Annotated in this window: 14 protein-coding genes; 3 read left to right on the top strand and 11 right to left on the bottom strand. The window is 58.0% G+C overall.

The genetic code is table 11. The features are described 5' to 3' along the window. On the top strand, positions 1-1,968 hold the full coding sequence (locus CMQ96_RS08605; protein ID WP_098066591.1) for a glycoside hydrolase family 127 protein: 1,968 nt from the start codon (positions 1-3) through the stop codon (positions 1,966-1,968). 58 nt (positions 1,969-2,026) lie between these two features. Here the strand turns inward: CMQ96_RS08605 and purF are convergent, their stop codons facing one another. The 9 genes from purF to pdxB form a co-directional block, all read right to left on the bottom strand. After that, on the bottom strand, positions 2,027-3,544 hold the full coding sequence (gene purF / locus CMQ96_RS08600; RefSeq protein WP_098066590.1) for an amidophosphoribosyltransferase: 1,518 nt from the start codon (positions 3,542-3,544) through the stop codon (positions 2,027-2,029). 33 nt (positions 3,545-3,577) lie between these two features. Next, positions 3,578-4,066 (bottom strand): colicin V production protein, encoded by a 489-nt coding sequence (gene cvpA, locus CMQ96_RS08595; protein ID WP_004104143.1) that lies wholly within the window; start codon positions 4,064-4,066, stop codon positions 3,578-3,580. 199 nt (positions 4,067-4,265) lie between these two features. After that, on the bottom strand, positions 4,266-4,955 hold the full coding sequence (gene dedD, locus CMQ96_RS08590) for a cell division protein DedD (protein ID WP_004870885.1): 690 nt from the start codon (positions 4,953-4,955) through the stop codon (positions 4,266-4,268). Continuing rightward, positions 4,945-6,213 carry a bifunctional tetrahydrofolate synthase/dihydrofolate synthase gene (gene folC, locus CMQ96_RS08585; protein ID WP_098066588.1) on the bottom strand — a complete coding sequence of 423 codons (1,269 nt, stop codon included), beginning with the start codon at positions 6,211-6,213 and terminating at the stop codon, positions 4,945-4,947. The genes dedD and folC overlap by 11 nt, the downstream gene beginning before the upstream one ends. A gap of 72 nt (positions 6,214-6,285) precedes the next feature. After that, positions 6,286-7,200, bottom strand: a complete 915-nt coding sequence (gene accD / locus CMQ96_RS08580) for an acetyl-CoA carboxylase, carboxyltransferase subunit beta (protein WP_176518984.1) — start codon at positions 7,198-7,200, stop codon at positions 6,286-6,288. Positions 7,201-7,394: 194 nt separating this feature from the next. Next, positions 7,395-8,054 (bottom strand): DedA family protein, encoded by a 660-nt coding sequence (locus tag CMQ96_RS08575; RefSeq protein WP_004123217.1) that lies wholly within the window; start codon positions 8,052-8,054, stop codon positions 7,395-7,397. Positions 8,055-8,081: 27 nt separating this feature from the next. Further along, positions 8,082-8,894: a tRNA pseudouridine(38-40) synthase TruA gene (truA, locus tag CMQ96_RS08570; protein ID WP_004870879.1), complete on the bottom strand. Its 813-nt coding sequence runs from the start codon at positions 8,892-8,894 to the stop codon at positions 8,082-8,084. Then, entirely contained in the window at positions 8,894-9,907 is a 1,014-nt protein-coding gene (locus CMQ96_RS08565; protein ID WP_098066584.1) for an aspartate-semialdehyde dehydrogenase, read from the bottom strand. The genes truA and CMQ96_RS08565 overlap by 1 nt, the downstream gene beginning before the upstream one ends. A gap of 62 nt (positions 9,908-9,969) precedes the next feature. Continuing rightward, complete coding sequence (gene pdxB, locus CMQ96_RS08560; protein WP_004870875.1) at positions 9,970-11,106, bottom strand: 4-phosphoerythronate dehydrogenase PdxB; 1,137 nt, start codon at positions 11,104-11,106, stop codon at positions 9,970-9,972. 110 nt (positions 11,107-11,216) lie between these two features. Between pdxB and flk the strand changes: the two genes are divergently transcribed. After that, positions 11,217-12,176: a flagella biosynthesis regulator Flk gene (gene flk / locus CMQ96_RS08555; protein ID WP_098066582.1), complete on the top strand. Its 960-nt coding sequence runs from the start codon at positions 11,217-11,219 to the stop codon at positions 12,174-12,176. Positions 12,177-12,216: 40 nt separating this feature from the next. Here the strand turns inward: flk and CMQ96_RS08550 are convergent, their stop codons facing one another. Further along, a complete protein-coding gene (locus CMQ96_RS08550) occupies positions 12,217-13,392 on the bottom strand; it encodes an MFS transporter (protein WP_098066580.1) in 1,176 nt (391 codons plus the stop codon). A 206-nt stretch (positions 13,393-13,598) separates the two neighbouring features. Next, complete coding sequence (gene fabB, locus CMQ96_RS08545; protein WP_049085908.1) at positions 13,599-14,816, bottom strand: beta-ketoacyl-ACP synthase I; 1,218 nt, start codon at positions 14,814-14,816, stop codon at positions 13,599-13,601. A gap of 158 nt (positions 14,817-14,974) precedes the next feature. Here fabB and mnmC point away from each other — a divergent pair, with 158 nt between their 5' ends. Next, positions 14,975-16,963: a bifunctional tRNA (5-methylaminomethyl-2-thiouridine)(34)-methyltransferase MnmD/FAD-dependent 5-carboxymethylaminomethyl-2-thiouridine(34) oxidoreductase MnmC gene (gene mnmC / locus CMQ96_RS08540; RefSeq protein ID WP_049085910.1), complete on the top strand. Its 1,989-nt coding sequence runs from the start codon at positions 14,975-14,977 to the stop codon at positions 16,961-16,963. The last annotated feature ends 14 nt before the right edge of the window (positions 16,964-16,977 follow it).

The following is a 16,977-nucleotide window of genomic DNA, read 5'->3' as shown; positions in this document are numbered from 1 at the left end:
ATGATGCAGTCCGATGTAATTGAAGCCGATCTGAACCGAATTACCGTTACCGATCCTTTCCTGGGAGAGTATCAGCGTTTGATTCGTGATGTCGTCATTCCTTATCAGTGGGAAGCGCTGAACGACAATATTCCCGATGCGGAGCCTAGCCACGCGCTGGCCAACTACCGCATTGCCGCGGGACAAGAGGATGGCCAATTTTACGGAATGGTTTTTCAGGATAGCGACGTCACCAAATGGCTTGAGGCGGTCGCCTGGTCGTTAAGCCAAAAACCTGACGCGGCGCTCGAACAAACCGCTGACGAAGTGATCGAACTGCTGGCGCAAGCGCAGTGTGAAGACGGCTATCTCAATACCTGGTATACCGTCAAAGAACCGGGTCAGCGCTGGACTAACCTTGCGGAGTGCCACGAACTGTACTGTGCCGGGCATCTTTTTGAAGCAACTGTCGCTTTTTATCGCGCCACCGGCAAACGTCGTCTGTTGGAAATCTCCTGCCGCTTTGCCGACCACATTGATACCGTCTTCGGACCTAACCCCGGACAGCTTCGCGGCTATCCGGGACATCCGGAAATCGAACTGGCGCTGATGCGCCTGTATGAAGTCACCCGGGAACCTCGCTATCAGGCGCTGGCCTGCTTCTTCGTCGAAGAGCGAGGGAAGCAGCCCTACTATTACGATATCGAGTTCGAAAAACGCGGCGGTACCCGGCACTGGATCGGTTGGGGCGACGCCTGGCCGGGAATGATCAAAGACAAAACTTACACCCATGCGCACAAACCGCTCGCTGAACAGAACGAAGCGGTCGGCCACGCCGTACGTTCGGTCTATCTGATGACCGGCCTGGCGCATATCGCCCGTATGACCAATGACGAAGAGAAACGTCAGACCTGCCTGCGGATCTGGAACAACATGGTACAGCGTCGGATGTATATCACCGGAGGAATCGGCTCCCAGGGGATCGGCGAAGCTTTTACCAGCGACTACGATCTGCCCAACGATACCGCCTACGGCGAAAGCTGCGCTTCGATTGGCCTGATGATGTTCGCCCGTCGGATGCTGGAAATGGAAGGCGATGCGCACTATGCAGACGTGATGGAACGCGCTTTTTACAATACGGTACTCGGCGGGATGGCGCTGGATGGTAAACACTTCTTTTATGTTAACCCGCTGGAAACCTATCCGAAAAGCATTCCTCATAACCATATTTACGATCATATCAAACCGGTTCGCCAGCGCTGGTTTGGCTGCGCCTGCTGCCCGCCAAATATCGCCCGCACGTTGGTGGCTATCGGGCACTACCTGTTCACGCCGCGCCGGGACGCGCTGTTTATTAATTTCTACGCCGGAAGCGAAGCGCAGTTCACCATTAATGACCAGCCGCTGGCGCTAAAAATCAGCGGTAACTATCCATGGGATGAGGAGGTCATCATCACTTTCAGCCACCCGCAGGCCGTTCAGCATACGCTGGCGCTGCGCCTGCCGGAGTGGTGTGAAGCGCCGCAGGTGCTCATCAACGGCGAAGGCGCGCAGGGCGAACAGCTGAAAGGCTATCTGCATATTACGCGCCAATGGCAGCAGGGGGACGTCATTACGCTGCGCCTGCCGATGACTATCCGCCGGGTCTACGCCAACCCGCTGGTGCGCCATAACGCCGGTAAAGTCGCCATTCAGCGCGGACCGCTGGTTTACTGTCTGGAAGAGGTTGATAACGGCGCCGAACTGCACAACCTGTCGCTGCCGAAAGCGAGTCAGATACGCGAGATTCAAGGGACTGGGGTGCTAAAAGGAAAAATAGTGCTGCAGGCGGAGGGGCTTCGGGTACTGACCGCCCAACAGGATAAACCGCTCTACAGCTTCGACCATCGCCAGACGGCGGTAGAGAAACAGACCTTAACCTTTATTCCATGGTTTAGCTGGGCCAATCGTGGCGAAGGCGAAATGCGAATTTGGATCAACGAAGCCTGACCTCTATAAACAAAAAGCCCGCAGTCTCCGGACCGCGGGCTTCTGGTGAATCAAGGCATTACCCTTCGTTGTGCATCTCCAGGTTTTCCACTTCGTTCTGCAGCTGAACCGCTTTTGCGTCGTCGTTGCGCAGAGAGTCAAGGAAATCCAGATAGGTCTGATCAACATCTTTGGTGACGTAGATACCGTTGAACACCGAGCATTCGAACTGCTGAATATCCGGATTCTCAGCGCGCACCGCGTCAATCAGATCGTCCAGATCCTGGAAAATCAGGCCGTCTGCGCCGATGATCTGGCGAATCTCATCCACTTCACGCCCGTGTGCGATCAGCTCATTGGCGGTCGGCATATCGATGCCATACACGTTCGGGAAGCGAATTTCCGGTGCCGCGGAGGCCAGATACACTTTCTTCGCCCCGGCTTCGCGCGCCATCTCGATAATCTGCTCTGAGGTAGTGCCGCGCACGATGGAGTCATCCACCAGCAGCACGTTCTTATCGCGGAACTCGGCGCGGTTGGCGTTAAGCTTACGGCGCACGGACTTACGGCGCAGCTGCTGGCCCGGCATGATAAAGGTGCGGCCAACGTAGCGGTTTTTAACAAACCCCTGGCGGTAAGGTTTGTCGAGAATACGGGCAATTTCCAGCGCGATATCGCAGGAGGTTTCCGGGATAGGAATGACCACGTCGATATCCAGATCTTCCCACTCGCGGGCAATTTTCTCGCCCAGCTTCGTGCCCATATTAACGCGCGCGCTATAGACGGAGATTTTATCGATGAAGGAGTCCGGACGCGCAAAGTAGACGTATTCGAACAGGCACGGGTTGCTGACCGGGTTCTCCGCGCATTGACGAGTGAACAGCTGACCTTTTTCGGTGATGTACACCGCTTCGCCAGGCGCCACGTCGCGCAGGAACTCAAAGCCCAGCGTATCCAGCGCCACGCTTTCCGAAGCCACCATATACTCGGTGCGGCCATCGCCGATATCGCGCTTGCCCAGCACCAGCGGACGGATGCCGTTCGGGTCGCGGAAGGCGATCATGCCGTGGCCGATAATCATCGCCACGCAGGCGTAAGCGCCGCGAATCTGGCGGTTGGTGGCAGCGATCGCCGCAAAAATGTTGTCTGCTTCCAGCGGATAGTGGCGGTAATTGTCCAGCTCGCTGGCGAAGATATTGAGCAGAATTTCGGAATCAGAGGTGGTGTTGATATGGCGGCGTTTTTCTTCAAACAGCTTTTTACGCAGCTCGTGAGCGTTAGTCAGGTTACCGTTGTGCGCTAACGTGATGCCATACGGCGAGTTGACGTAAAAAGGCTGTGCCTCGGAGGCGCTGGAGCTGCCCGCCGTCGGGTAACGAACGTGACCAATACCCATATTGCCCTGCATACGCTGCATATGGCGAGCTTCAAAAACGTCGCTCACCAGTCCGTTCGCCTTACGCAAACGGAAACAGTTGTTCGCATCAATAGTGATGATGCCTGCGGCATCCTGGCCACGATGCTGAAGCACCGTTAACGCGTCATAAATCGACTGGTTTACCGGCATAACACCGGCGATACCGACAATACCGCACATACGTCTTTTCCTCGTTAAGCTACATCCCAACGCTTATGCTTTGGGCAAGAAACTTGACGAGCTCTGCAGATAGTCAAAAAACCATCTGATAACGAAACTGAACTGCGGGATAAGCTCAGACTTTTGCCAGTCTTCGCTTTTCGCCATACCGGTAAAGCTATCGAGAAAGAACAGAATCGCTGAGACGATTAACACCCCGCGCAGGGCGCCAAAGCAGATCCCTAACACCCTGTCGGTTCCCGACAGGCCGGTTTTTTCCACCAGCTGACCTATCACAAAGTTAACGATAGCGCCGACGATAAGCGTTGCGATAAACAGTATCGCGATAGCAATCCCATTTCGGACCAGTTCGTCTTCAAAGCCCGTGAACCAGACAGCCAGGTAAGTGTAGTAATGACTGGCAACAAAGAAAGCGCATCCCCAGGTTACCAGCGATAAAGCTTCACGAACAAAGCCGCGGATCAGGCTAACCAGTGAGGAAAAACCAATCACCGCAATTATGGCGTAATCAATCCAGACCATATACGTCCCACGATTTTACGCCCTGTCGTCCGGTTCGGGGCGCATTCTAACAGAAAAAGAAAACGTTTGCGTAGGGATTTCCATGCCCTACAGAAATAAAAATGGCGCTGAAAAAACATTCAACGCCATACTGCCTTTCGCCTCTTCAGGGCGCGTCAGACAGGGGTTCCGGCCCTCTACTCCTTTAAAAAAGAGAGAGTTAGTTCGGGCTGTAGCCCATGACCACGCCGCTAAGTCCTGAAATCTGCTTCAGCTCGCCAAGCTGGCCTTTCAGCTTATCCTTTGAAGTATCCGGCCCCACGAGGATACGGGTGATTTTACCCTGCACCGGCGTCGAAGGCGATGTGTAAACTTTAAAGCCGGAAGCGCGCAGCTTACCAACAATTTCGTTGACCTTATCGGCGTTCTTCAGCGCGCCCAGTTGCACAACATAAGCTTTGCCGGTCGGCGCCGGAATTTCAGCCTGCTGCTGCGGTTTAGGCGGCGGCGTCTGCGCCGTAACCTGCTGCGTCTGCGGTTTCTCTACCGGCTTAGGCTGAGGCTTCGGCTGAGGTTTCGGCTGCGGCTTCGGCGTCACAACCGGCTCCTGGACCACATCAAAACTGTTGTTGTTCACCGGTATTCGCGACGGATCCAGCGATGGCGCAGCGGCATCGCCTGCTCGTACCTCTTCCGCCGCCCCTTCCGGAGGCTGCGAAGGCAGCGCTTGAGTCGCTGCAGGTAACATATCCGGCTCATCGCGATCCCCCGGCTTTGGCACCAGCGGGATCGCGGCAAACTCATCCTGATAATGTTTTTTCTGACCATCCAGCAGCCCTGGCAGGATAATCACCCCCAGCGCCACCAGCACAATCGTCCCGACTAAACGGTTCTGAAACTTACTCGCCACCGATTCTCCCCGCGTCTATTTCTTCCATTACATGCGCCACCGTGTGGAATGAACCACATACCAGCACCGTATCTTCAGGTCTGGCGTCCGCCATCGCGGCATGCCACGCCTCAGCGACGCTAGTATAGACTTTACCTGCGCGCAAATGTTCCAGCAGCTGCTCCGCCGTGGCTCCGCGCGGCCATTCCAGCGGCGCGCAGTACCAGTCGTCAACTTCGGCCTGCAAATTTGCCAGCGTTCCCGCGATATCCTTGTCATGCAGCATACCAATAACCGCCAGCACGCGCCCCGTTTTCGATAAGGTTTTGAGACGCCCGGCGAGATAGGCCGCCGCATGCGGATTATGGGCAACATCCAGGATCGTCCGGGGAGCATCGCTGATTATCTGGAAACGCCCCGGCAGCATCGCGCGTTGTACGCCGTCGCGAATCGCCTGCTCGCTAACCTTAAGCCCGCTGGCGCGCAAGGCCGCAATCGCCGTAGCCGCATTCGGCATCGGAACCTGCGGCAGCGGCAGGTCGGTCAACGCCCCCTGCCGATCGTAGAAAGACCAGCCTTGTTCCCCGGCCTCGTACCGCCAGTCAACGTCACGGCGCAGGAGCCGCGCCCCTTTTTCATCCGCCACCTGAGCAATGGTCAACGGCATATCGGGTTCACCGACGATGGCCGCTTTGCCGGTGCGGAAAATACCCGCCTTTTCGCGGCCGATGCTTTCGCGATCCGGCCCCAGCCAGTCGGTATGGTCGAGGGCGATACTGGTCACCACCGCCACGTCGGCATCGACGATATTGGTCGCATCCAGGCGGCCGCCCAGGCCCACCTCAAGAATCACCACATCCAGCCGCGCCTGCTGAAACAGCCACAGCGCGGAAAGCGTACCGAACTCAAAATAGCTCAGGGAAATCTCACCGCGCGCGGCTTCAATTTCGGCAAAAGAGGTAGTGTGCGCCAGCTCCGTCAGCTCCTCACCCTGCACGCGCACCCGCTCGGTGTAGCGTACCAGATGCGGCGAACTGTAAACTCCAACCTTGTAGCCCGCCGCCATCAGCGCCGACTCCAGGGTACGGCAAGTGGTGCCTTTACCGTTGGTCCCCGCCACCGTGAAGACAAACGGTGCCGGTTTTAATACCGCCATCCGCTGCGCGACCTCGCTGACGCGCGCCAGCCCGAGATCGATAGTTTTGCTGTGCAGATGCTCCAGATAAGAAAGCCACGTAGCCAGGGGCGACGCGGCCTGAGGAATAGGTTGTTTTTCCATGATGTCCGGCAAGAGTTAAGATCGCTACGCGTATAAAAAAGGGCAGCGCCGTCAGGCCTGCCCTCTCCATTATCAGGCCTCTGGTTCCTGATCCGGTACCGGCGGCACCACCTCGCCTTCGTGAGCGGGTTCCGGACTTGGCGCCGGAAGGTTCATCAGCTTCGCCAGGATACTGGCCAGCTTCAGACGCATTTCCGGGCGGCGTACGATCATGTCGATCGCCCCTTTCTCAATCAGGAACTCGCTGCGCTGGAACCCCGGCGGCAGCTTCTCGCGAACGGTCTGCTCGATAACGCGGGGACCGGCAAAGCCGATCAGCGCTTTTGGCTCAGCGATGTTGAGATCGCCCAGCATCGCAAAACTCGCCGAGACGCCGCCCATGGTTGGGTCGGTCAGCACAGAGATATACGGCAAGCCGCGCTCCTGCATTTTCGCCAGCGCAGCGGAGGTTTTCGCCATCTGCATCAGCGACATCAGCGCTTCCTGCATACGCGCGCCGCCGGATGCGGAGAAGCAAATCAGCGGGCAGTTGTCTTCCAGAGCCTGCTCAACCGCGCGAACAAAGCGCGCGCCGACCACGGAGCCCATTGACCCGCCCATAAAGGAGAATTCGAAAGCGGCGGCAACAACCGGCATATCGTGCAGGGTGCCTTTCATGACCACCAGCGCGTCTTTTTCGCCGGTCTCTTTCTGGGCGGACGCCAGACGGTCTTTATACTTTTTCGAATCGCGGAACTTCAGCACATCTTTCGGCTCGAGCTCGCTACCCAGCTCCACGAGGGAACCTTCGTCCAGCAGACTATGCAGGCGGTTGCGCGCCGACATACGCATGTGGTGATCGCACTTAGGGCAAACCTCCAGGTTGCGCTCCAGCTCTGCGCGGTACAATACCTGTCCGCAGCTGTCGCACTTGGTCCATACACCTTCAGGAATACTTGCCTTACGGGTGGGGGTTATATTGCTTTTAATTCGTTCAATCCAGCTCATTGATAACCTTTCTACCTGAACCTGGTCGATGCCAGTTTTGTCGCAAGGGGCGCATAATGCCATTTTTGCCCCTTACAGACCATGAATGTTGCACATTAAATCATAACATCCCGTAACATGGGATAAAAAAGTGGTCGAACCGCTCACACTTCACTCTACGGACGGCGGCATACCGCCCGAAGATCGTCGCCGCGTTATTTCGCCTGTTTCGCCGCCGCCCGCTTGTGGCGGATGACTTCAATCACGCCAGGCAATACGGAGAGGACGATAATCGCCACAATCAGCAGCTTAAGGTTTTCCTGTACGATCGGCAAATCGCCGAACAGATAACCCGCATAGGTAAATAACAGCACCCACAGCAGCGCGCCAACAACGTTATACATCGCAAAATGACGATAGGACATATGCCCCATTCCCGCCACAAACGGCGCAAACGTTCGGACGATCGGCACGAAACGCGCCAGAATGATAGTTTTACCGCCGTGGCGTTCGTAGAAGCTATGGGTCTTATCCAGGTAGCTGCGGCGGAAAATTTTCGAATTGGGATTGCTGAAAAGCTTTTCACCAAACAGCCGGCCAATCGTGTAGTTCAGCGCATCGCCAACAATCGCGGCAATGACCATCAGCAGCACCATTAAATGCACGTTGAGATCGTTGGTCGGCAGCGCGGAGAGCGCGCCCGCCACAAACAGCAGAGAATCCCCCGGCAGGAACGGCGTGACCACCAGACCGGTTTCGCAGAACAGAATCAAAAATAAAATCGCGTATACCCAAATACCGTACTCCGCGACCAGCTCAGCCAGATGCACATCAATATGCAGGATAAAATCAATTAAAAAGTGAATCAGGTCCATAGTTTGCGTTAGCCCTTAATAACCCGGTTAGTCCGCCAGAAACAGCGGGCCCATCGGCATGACCGGGAGGTCGTAGCGGGCCGGGTAGTCCACCGACACCAGATACAATCCTTCCGCCTTTGCCGTTGCGGCGGCAAGCGTCCTGTCTTTTGCCGCCAGAAGTTCTGCAATCCAGCTCTCAGGCTGGTTACCGGCACCTACTTCCATCAGACTGCCGACAATGTTCCTTACCATATGATGTACAAAGGCATTCGCTTTGATGTCCACCACCACATATGCACCATAACGGGTGACGTTGATGTGCATCACGTTGCGCCACGGCGTGCGCGACTGGCACTGTACCGCACGAAACGAGGTGAAATCATTCTCTCCCAGCAGACACTGAGCGGCGCGCTGCATCCGCTCCGCATCCAGCGGCAGATAATAATGGGTTACGCCGCGGCTCAATACCGCCGGCCGCAGACGATGATTATAGATAACATAACGATAGCGACGCGCCGTGGCGCTGAAGCGGGCGTGAAAATCTTGCGGAACCGGCTTCACCCAGCGCACCGCAATGTCGCCGGGTAAATTGGCATTAACGCCAAGCGTCCATGCGGCATCCTGACGCTGCGCGCGCGTTTCAAAATGCACCACCTGACCGGTGCCGTGAACGCCGGCGTCCGTACGGCCGGCGCAAAAAACGTTAACAGGCTCGTTCGCCACCTGCGAAAGCGCCTTTTCCAGCTTCTCCTGCACGCTGCGAACTTCATTCTGCCGCTGCCAGCCGTAGTACTTGCTGCCATCATATTCGATGCCCAGCGCAATTTTGTAGACCGGCGGCTGCTCCATCTCAGACATCAGTACAGATACTCCTGAACCAGCTTCTCAGCGATTTTCACCGCCATCAGCGCGCCGCCAAAACGGACGTTATCGGCAACGGACCAGAACTGCACCTGCTCCGGCATCCCGTAATCGTTATGCACGCAGCCGACGGAAAGGCGGCCATTACCGGAAGCATCGCCGACCTGCGTCGGGAACTCGCCCTCTTCTGACAGCTCGATATCTTCGCCGCGGCTAAGGGCATCGCGCGCCTCTTCCGCCGCCAGCGGGCGCTGCGCTTCAAAGCTGACCATCTGTGCATGACCGTAGAATACCGGCGACTGAACGACGCTTGCGGAGATCATCAGGCCGTCATCCTGCAGCATTTTGCGGACTTCATCGACGATACGACGCTCTTCGCGCACGCTTCCTTCCCGATCGGGCAGCAGCGGCAGCATATTGAACGCCAGCTGGCGGCCGAAGAAGTCGTCCTCATCGATCGGAACACCGTTAAGCAGTTTGGCGCTCTGCCCCGCCAGCGCATCGACCGCTTTTTTACCGTGGGCGGAGGCGGACAGCAGGTTGGTCACGCTGATGCGCGACAGGCCGCCCTGATCGATCAGCGGTTTTAACGCCGACAGCAGCTGGCTGGTCAGGCTATTCGGTACCGCAATAACGTTACGATTGCGGTAATCCGCCAGCACGAACGGGTTGACATCCGGCACCACCAGCGGCACGTCCGGCTCCAGCGCAAACAGACCGCTTAAATCAATCACCAGGCAGCCCGCGTTTGTGGCGTCGTCGATATACGCCGCGGTCGCTTCGACGCCGGCGGCAAAAAAGGCCAGCTGGACCTGGGTCCAGTCGAATTCGGTCGCATCCTGTACGACAACCGACTTGCCCGAAAAGCGCAGATGTTCCCCAGCGCTATCGCTTCGAGCCAGGGCATAAATATCCCCCACCGGGAACTGACGATCGGCAAGCGTTTCGAACAGGGCTTCGCCTACGGCGCCCGTTGCGCCCAGTACGGCAATATTCCAGCCTTCAGACATGGTGGTGTACTCCAGAAAAAAGCGGCCCTGCCGGATTATCCAGCAGGAGCATTAAGATGATATTAACGAACAGGATGATGTACGGCGTTGAAGCCCAGCTGGCGCAACAGCGTCGCCGCCTGCGCATCGCTGCACTGCACGTACAGCGAAGACCATTCACGGCGTTCCTGATAATTTTTACGCAGTTTGTCGAATTCGCCCGCAACGCCCGCGACTTTTCGCAGCGGCGCATCATCGCGGCGCACATCATACACCAAATGCGCCAGCCGTTTTAGCGTTGCCTGATCGAGCGGCCCGTGCAGCGTAATGCGGCCAAATTCCGGCGCCGGCAGCAATGTGTCCAGCGCCACCTGCTGCGGATGACCAATAAACGCGCTGTAGGCCTCAAAAACCTGCGTCGTGCCGCGCGCTTTTCCTTCAAGGGTATAACCGGCAATATGCGGCGTACCAATATCCACCCGCTTGAGCAATTCGGTATTCAGGTCCGGCTCCGGCTCCCAGACATCCAGTACCACGCTTAACGACTGATTGGCCTGCAGTCGCTGCAGCAGCGCGGCGTTATCCACCACTGGCCCACGGCAGGCGTTGATTAAAATCGTCCCCGGCTTCAGGCGGCGAATCAGCGCCTCATCCGCCAGGTGCAGCGTTTTGTACTGCCCTTCCTTATAGAGCGGCGTATGGAAAGTCAGAATGTCCGCTTCCTGCACCAGCTCGTCGAGGGTGTGAAAATCGCCCTCATCGCCACGATCGGCGCGCGGCGGATCGCAAAGCAGGGTTTTTATTCCCAGCGCCTCAAGGCGCTTTTGCAGGCGCCCGCCCACGTTACCGACGCCCACGATCCCGACGGTACGGTCGCTAAGCGCAAAACCATCGCGCTCGGCCAGTATTAACAGCGCCGAAAACACATATTCCACCACCGCGATAGCGTTGCAGCCCGGGGCAGCGGAAAAGCCGATTCCCGCCTGCTGCAGCCACGCTTGATCGACATGATCGGTACCCGCCGTCGCGGTGCCAACAAATTTGATCGCCTTGCCGGAAAGCAGTGCTTCGTTAACTTTGGTGACGGATCGCACCATCAGCGCATCGGCGTCATTCAACGCATCGACCGGGACAGGGCGGCCAGCAACGGCCTTGACTTCCCCCAGGCGGCTAAAAAGCTCGCGCGCATAGGGCATATTTTCATCAACGAGGATTTTCACGGTTCAGTACCTGTCTGAGAGCGAGAGTAAACCGGGGAAGTGTGCCATAATCTGGCCGCCAGGAACATCATCACCCGGCCCTTAGTACAGCAATACGCAAAGGATTAATCATGACGCAACCCGTTTCAGGTATGTCCGAACGCCCTCCGGGATCGGGCGAACCTCCGCTCACCACTCAGCAGCGTACCGCGCTTGAGCGGCTCATTACGCGCCTGGTGGCCTTAACCTCGCAGCAAAATGCGGAAGTGTGGGCCTGCGTAAAACACGATCTTAGCCTGAAAAACGACGCGCCGCTGCTGGCAAGCCATTTTGCCGCCGCCGAGCACAGCCTGAACCAGCGCTTAATCCTCGCCCAGCAAAATCATCACCGTCGGCAAATCCTGGCGCAGCTGAGCGAACTGCTGAACCAGGGCAACAATCGCCAGGCGGTCAGCGATTATATTCGTCAGCATGACGGTCAAACCGCGCTGCATGCATTGACCCAGCCGCAGCTGGAGAATGTTCTGCAACTCCTGCAAAGCGGCCAGCTGTCGATTCCTCAGCCGCAGCAGCGCCCGCCAACGCATCGTCCGCTGCTGCCAGCGGAACACAACACGCTCAATCAGCAGGTGACCAAACTCGCCGCGGCCACCGGCGAGTCCAGCAAGCTTATCTGGCAATCCATGCTGGAGCTAAGCGGCGTCAAGAGCGGAGAGCTGATCCCGGCGACCCACTTTACGCCCCTCTCCTACTGGCTCCACGCGCGGCAAACGCTCAGTTCTCAGGCTGCGCCGACGCTGACCTCGCTGCAGGCCGCATTAAAACAGCCGCTTGAAGCCGCGGAATGGCAAAGAGTGATGGATTTTGCCCAAACCCACTGGCACGCGACGGCGCAAACGCCGCTCAGCGCGGCTCAGCTGCTGACGCTGCTTAACAAAATTTTCGTGCTCAGGGTCGCCAGAGCCCAGGAGACGCTGGCGATCCCGCCGGTTCAGGCGCCTTCCGCCTCACCGTGGCTGGCATTGAAAAAACCGTGGGTTATCGCGCTGGCAGCTTTCGTGGCGCTTGCCCTGCTGTGGCTGGTGATTTAAAGACATCTCATCGGCCCGCATCGCGGGCCGAATGAAAGCGCTACTTACGCAGCGACACCAGGGTAACCAGGATCCCCACCACGGCGCATATTGCCGCGGCCAGGAAGACCGAAGAGTAGCCCAACGAAGTCGCGAGCAGCCCGGTAAGCGGGCCGGTGACGCCGTAGGAGATATCCTGAAACGCGGCATAGCCGCCAAGCGCCGTTCCCCGTACCTGCGGCGGTACCCGCTTCACGACCTCGACGCCCAGCGCCGGGAAGATAAGCGAGCATCCGCAGCCGGTTAGCGCCGCGCCCGCCAGCGCGATCCAGGCATCGGGCGCCTGCCAAAGCAGCGCTAGGCCTATCGCTTCAATCAGCAGCGAAACGATGGCCACTTTTACCCCGCCGAAGCGATCCGGCATCCAGCCAAACAGCACGCGCATCAGCACGAATGCCCCGCCAAACGCGGTCAGCGTAAAGCCGGCCATCGCCCAGCCGTTGCTGGCGAAATACAAAGAGACAAAGGTGCCAATTACCGCGAAGCCAACGCCCTGAAGGCCAAGACCGATACCGGGCCGCCAGATCATCCCAACCACGCTCCACAGCGACGGGCGCTCGCCGCCGTGAGCAGGAATTTTACGCACCGTGCCGTTAATCGCCCAGGCCACTAACGGCAGTACCATGGTGACGCAGGCCAGCGCCGCGACGCCGTAATGGCTGTAGATTAGCAGCCCCAGCGGGGCCCCGGCCGCCAGCGAGCCGTAGATCGCCATGCCGTTCCATGACATGACTTTACCGGATCGCATGGGCCCCACCAGCCCCATCCCCCAGCTTAAATTCCCGGTGAGCAGCTGGCTTTCCCCAAACCCCAGGATCAGGCGACCAAGCACCAGCAGGCCAAACTTCGCCATCACCGGCACTGGCAGCAGCGCGGCGCACAGCCAGGCGCCCCCCGCCAGCGCGCAGGCCAGCATCCCCTGCAGGACAGAGCGTTTGGCGCCGTACTGGTCGGCAAGGCGGCCGGCATAGCCGCGGGTTAATACGGTCGCCAGAAACTGAATACCGACAGCGATGCCAACCATGGTGTTGCCGAATCCCAGCTCCTGATGGACAAACAAGGGGATAACCGGTAGCGGCAGGCCGACGGTCATATAGGTCAGAAAAACGGCGAAAGTGATGCGAAACAGCGAACCATTCGCTGAAGGGGTATGTTTTGTTTCAGTGACTGCGGACATGCTTTACTCCAGTTCGCAGAGTAAGGCGAGGTGATAGCCACGCCCCCTCCACCTGATTATCAGGGTTAAGGCGCGTTGGATGACGTTAAACGCTTACGCATTATCTGAGAGACTAATGTTGTGGCAGGAGTTTGCCTTTTCGCGCAGGGGTCTGTCAAGAATACAAAAAAGGGGAGCCAACGGGCTCCCCTGGTAAAGCGTGCTCGTTATGCGCTGTATTTGCGCATCACCAGCGTGGCGTTAGTCCCGCCAAAGCCGAAGCTGTTAGACATCACGGTCTTCAGCGCGCGTTCAGTCGGCTCGGTCACGATATTCAGGCCAGCCGCCTGCTCATCCATCTCTTCAATGTTGATGCTCGGGGCAATAAAGGCGTGTTCCAGCATCAGCAGGGAGTAGATAGCTTCCTGTACGCCAGCGGCGCCCAGGGAGTGGCCGGTCATCGCTTTGGTCGCGGAGATAGCCGGGCTGTTATCGCCAAAGACTTCACGAATCGCCCCCAGCTCCTTCACATCGCCTACCGGGGTAGAGGTGCCGTGGGAGTTCAGGTAGTCAATCGGCGTATCAACGCCGTCCATCGCCATCTTCATGCAGCGAACCGCGCCTTCACCGGACGGGGCAACCATGTCTGCGCCATCGGACGTTGCGCCGTAGCCAACGATTTCAGCATAGATGTGCGCGCCGCGCGCCAGGGCATGTTCCAGCTCTTCAACCACAACCATGCCGCCGCCGCCCGCGATAACGAAACCATCACGGTGGGTGTCATAGGTACGAGACGCTTTTTCCGGCGTTTCGTTGTATTTGGTGGACAGCGCGCCCATCGCGTCGAATTCACACGCCATTTCCCAGCACAGCTCTTCGCCGCCGCCGGCAAACACGATATCCTGTTTGCCCAGCTGGATTTGTTCAACGGCGTTACCGATGCAGTGGGCGGAAGTCGCGCAGGCGGAGCTGATGGAGTAGTTCACGCCGTAGATTTTGAACGGTGTTGCGAGGCAAGCGGATACCGCTGACGCCATCGCTTTGGTCACCACGTAAGGGCCAACCGCTTTCAGGCCGCGCGGGCTACGCATGGCGTCAGCGCCGAAAACCTGAGATTTAGAAGAACCGCCGGAACCGGCGATCAGACCCACGCGCGGGTTTTGCTGATAGACTTCATCTTTCAGGCCAGCATCTTCAATAGCCTGCTGCATAGAGAGATAGGAATAGATTGAGGCATCGTTCATGAAACGAACCACTTTACGGTCGATCAAGCCGGTGGTGTCCAGTTTGACGTTGCCCCATACGTGGCTGCGCATTCCCGAATCTTTAAACTCTTCAGAGAAAGTGATCCCGGAGCGTCCTTCACGCAGAGATGCCAGGACTTCCTGCTGGTTATTACCAATACTGGAAACGATGCCCAGGCCAGTAATCACTGCACGTTTCATTCAATACCTCTGTAAGTCGCACTATAGTAAGTTTCGAGTCGCACAATAGCGTACACTTGTACGCCGAACAAGTCCGATCAGCCAATTTGTGTATAAATTTGCGCCCTCAGGCACACATCGTTAAGATCGTTCTACGCCTTGTGATTCGAGTAACTTACGTGAAACAAAACGCCATACAACCTGCCAACCTGGAATTCAACGCTGAGGGTACACCTGTTTCCCGAGATTTTGATGATGTGTACTTTTCCAATGACAACGGTCTGGAAGAGACGCGCTACGTCTTCCTCGGCGGCAATCGGCTCAATGAACGCTTTCCAGGGCATCCCCGCCCGTTTTTTGTGGTTGCCGAAAGCGGGTTCGGTACCGGCCTCAATTTCCTCACGCTGTGGCAGGCGTTTGACGTTTTTCACCGCGAGAATCCACAAGCTACCCTGCAAAGATTACATTTCATCAGTTTCGAAAAATTTCCGCTGAAAGCGGACGACCTGCGCCTCGCTCACCAGCGCTGGCCGGAGCTTGCAAGCTGGGCCGAGCAGCTGCAGGCGCAGTGGCCTCTGCCCATCGCGGGCTGCCATCGTCTGCTGCTGGACGAGGGCCGGGTCACGCTGGACTTGTGGTTTGGCGATATTAATGAGCTGACCAACGAGCTCGATGATTCGCTTAATCGGCAGGTGGATGCCTGGTTTCTCGACGGCTTTGCCCCCGCAAAAAACCCGGACATGTGGACGGCGGAGCTGTTTGCGGCGATGGCCCGTCTGGCCAGACCCGGCGGCACCCTGGCGACCTTCACCTCCGCCGGTTTTGTGCGCCGCGGGCTGCAGGAAGCCGGCTTCAGCATGCACAAGCGCAAGGGTTTTGGCCGCAAGCGCGAAATGCTCACCGGTGAAATGCTTCAGACGCTGGAGATCCCCGCACGCGCGCCGTGGTTTGCCCGCAGCGGTACGGAACAGCGCGATGCGGCAATCATCGGCGGGGGGATCGCCAGCGCCCTGCTCGCGCTGGCGCTGCTGCGCCGCGGATGGCAGGTGACGTTATACTGCGCCGACAGCGCGCCGGCCGATGGCGCCTCCGGAAACCGCCAGGGCGCGCTCTATCCGCTGCTCAGCCAGCACGATCCCGCCCTGGCCCGCTTCTTCCCGGCGGCGTTTACTTTCGCCCGCCGTCTGTACGACACGCTGCCGGTGATGTTCGATCATGAATGGTGCGGCGTGACGCAGCTGGGCTGGGATGTCAAAAGCGCGCAGAAAATCGCTCAGATGATTGAGCTTAATCTGCCGCCGGAAATCGCCGTCGCCGTGGACGCCGAGGCCGCAGAGCAACAAACCGGTGTCGAAACCGGCTGCGGGGGCATCGCCTATCCGGCAGGCGGCTGGCTTTGTCCGCAGCAGTTAACCGCTGAGCTGCTGGCCCTCGCCGCGACTCGCGGACTCCGCGTTCACTACGATTACCCGGTAGAGGCTCTCAGCGCAGACAATAGCGGCTGGCAGTTAAACCAGCGCCAGTACCACGAGGTCGTGATACTGGCCAACGGCCATCGGTTGACCCACTTCATCCAGACGGAGCATCTTCCCATGTACCCGGTTGCCGGTCAGGTCAGCCATATTCCGACAACGCCAGGGCTATCGAAATTGCGCCAGGTCCTGTGCTACAACGGCTACCTGACGCCGCAAAACCCGCATAATCAGCAGCACTGCATTGGCGCAAGCTACCACCGAGGACAGGCAGATGCCGCGTTTAGCGCCGACGATCAGCAGCAGAATCGGCAGCGCCTGATTGACTGCTTCCCGCAGGCGGAATGGACGCGGGAAGTAGACGTGAGCGCGAATCAGTCACGCAGCGGCGTGCGCTGCGCAACCCGCGATCATTTGCCGATGGTCGGCAACGTGCCTGATTATGACGCTACCTTAAGCGCATATGCCTCGCTGGCTGAACGCCAGGAGCAGGCCGGAGAAGCGCCGGTTTACCGCAACCTGTATATGTTGGGCGCGCTGGGTTCACGCGGCCTGTGCTCCGCGCCGCTGGCGGCTGAAATTCTGGCGTCGCAAATGAGCAATGAGCCATTACCGATGGATAAAGAAACGCTGGCGGCGCTGAACCCTAACCGGCTATGGGTCAGAAAGCTGCTGAAAGGGAAAGCGGTGAAATAATCGAGGGAAAATCG

The sequence above is a fragment of the Klebsiella sp. MBT K-1 genome, assembly GCF_002556465.1.
GTDB classification, from domain to species: domain Bacteria; phylum Pseudomonadota; class Gammaproteobacteria; order Enterobacterales; family Enterobacteriaceae; genus Klebsiella; species Klebsiella grimontii.
This window is presented reverse-complemented; position numbering and strand designations above follow the sequence as displayed.

Coding starts and splice junctions, on each gene's coding strand:
- CMQ96_RS08605 (WP_098066591.1), top strand. CDS start 1: ATGATGCAGTCCGATGTAATTGAAGCCGATCTGAACCGAATTACCGTT.
- purF (WP_098066590.1), bottom strand. CDS start 3,544: ATGTGCGGTATTGTCGGTATCGCCGGTGTTATGCCGGTAAACCAGTCG.
- cvpA (WP_004104143.1), bottom strand. CDS start 4,066: ATGGTCTGGATTGATTACGCCATAATTGCGGTGATTGGTTTTTCCTCA.
- folC (WP_098066588.1), bottom strand. CDS start 6,213: ATGGAAAAACAACCTATTCCTCAGGCCGCGTCGCCCCTGGCTACGTGG.
- accD (WP_176518984.1), bottom strand. CDS start 7,200: ATGAGCTGGATTGAACGAATTAAAAGCAATATAACCCCCACCCGTAAG.
- CMQ96_RS08575 (WP_004123217.1), bottom strand. CDS start 8,054: ATGGACCTGATTCACTTTTTAATTGATTTTATCCTGCATATTGATGTG.
- truA (WP_004870879.1), bottom strand. CDS start 8,894: ATGTCTGAGATGGAGCAGCCGCCGGTCTACAAAATTGCGCTGGGCATC.
- CMQ96_RS08565 (WP_098066584.1), bottom strand. CDS start 9,907: ATGTCTGAAGGCTGGAATATTGCCGTACTGGGCGCAACGGGCGCCGTA.
- flk (WP_098066582.1), top strand. CDS start 11,217: ATGACGCAACCCGTTTCAGGTATGTCCGAACGCCCTCCGGGATCGGGC.
- CMQ96_RS08550 (WP_098066580.1), bottom strand. CDS start 13,392: ATGTCCGCAGTCACTGAAACAAAACATACCCCTTCAGCGAATGGTTCG.
- fabB (WP_049085908.1), bottom strand. CDS start 14,816: ATGAAACGTGCAGTGATTACTGGCCTGGGCATCGTTTCCAGTATTGGT.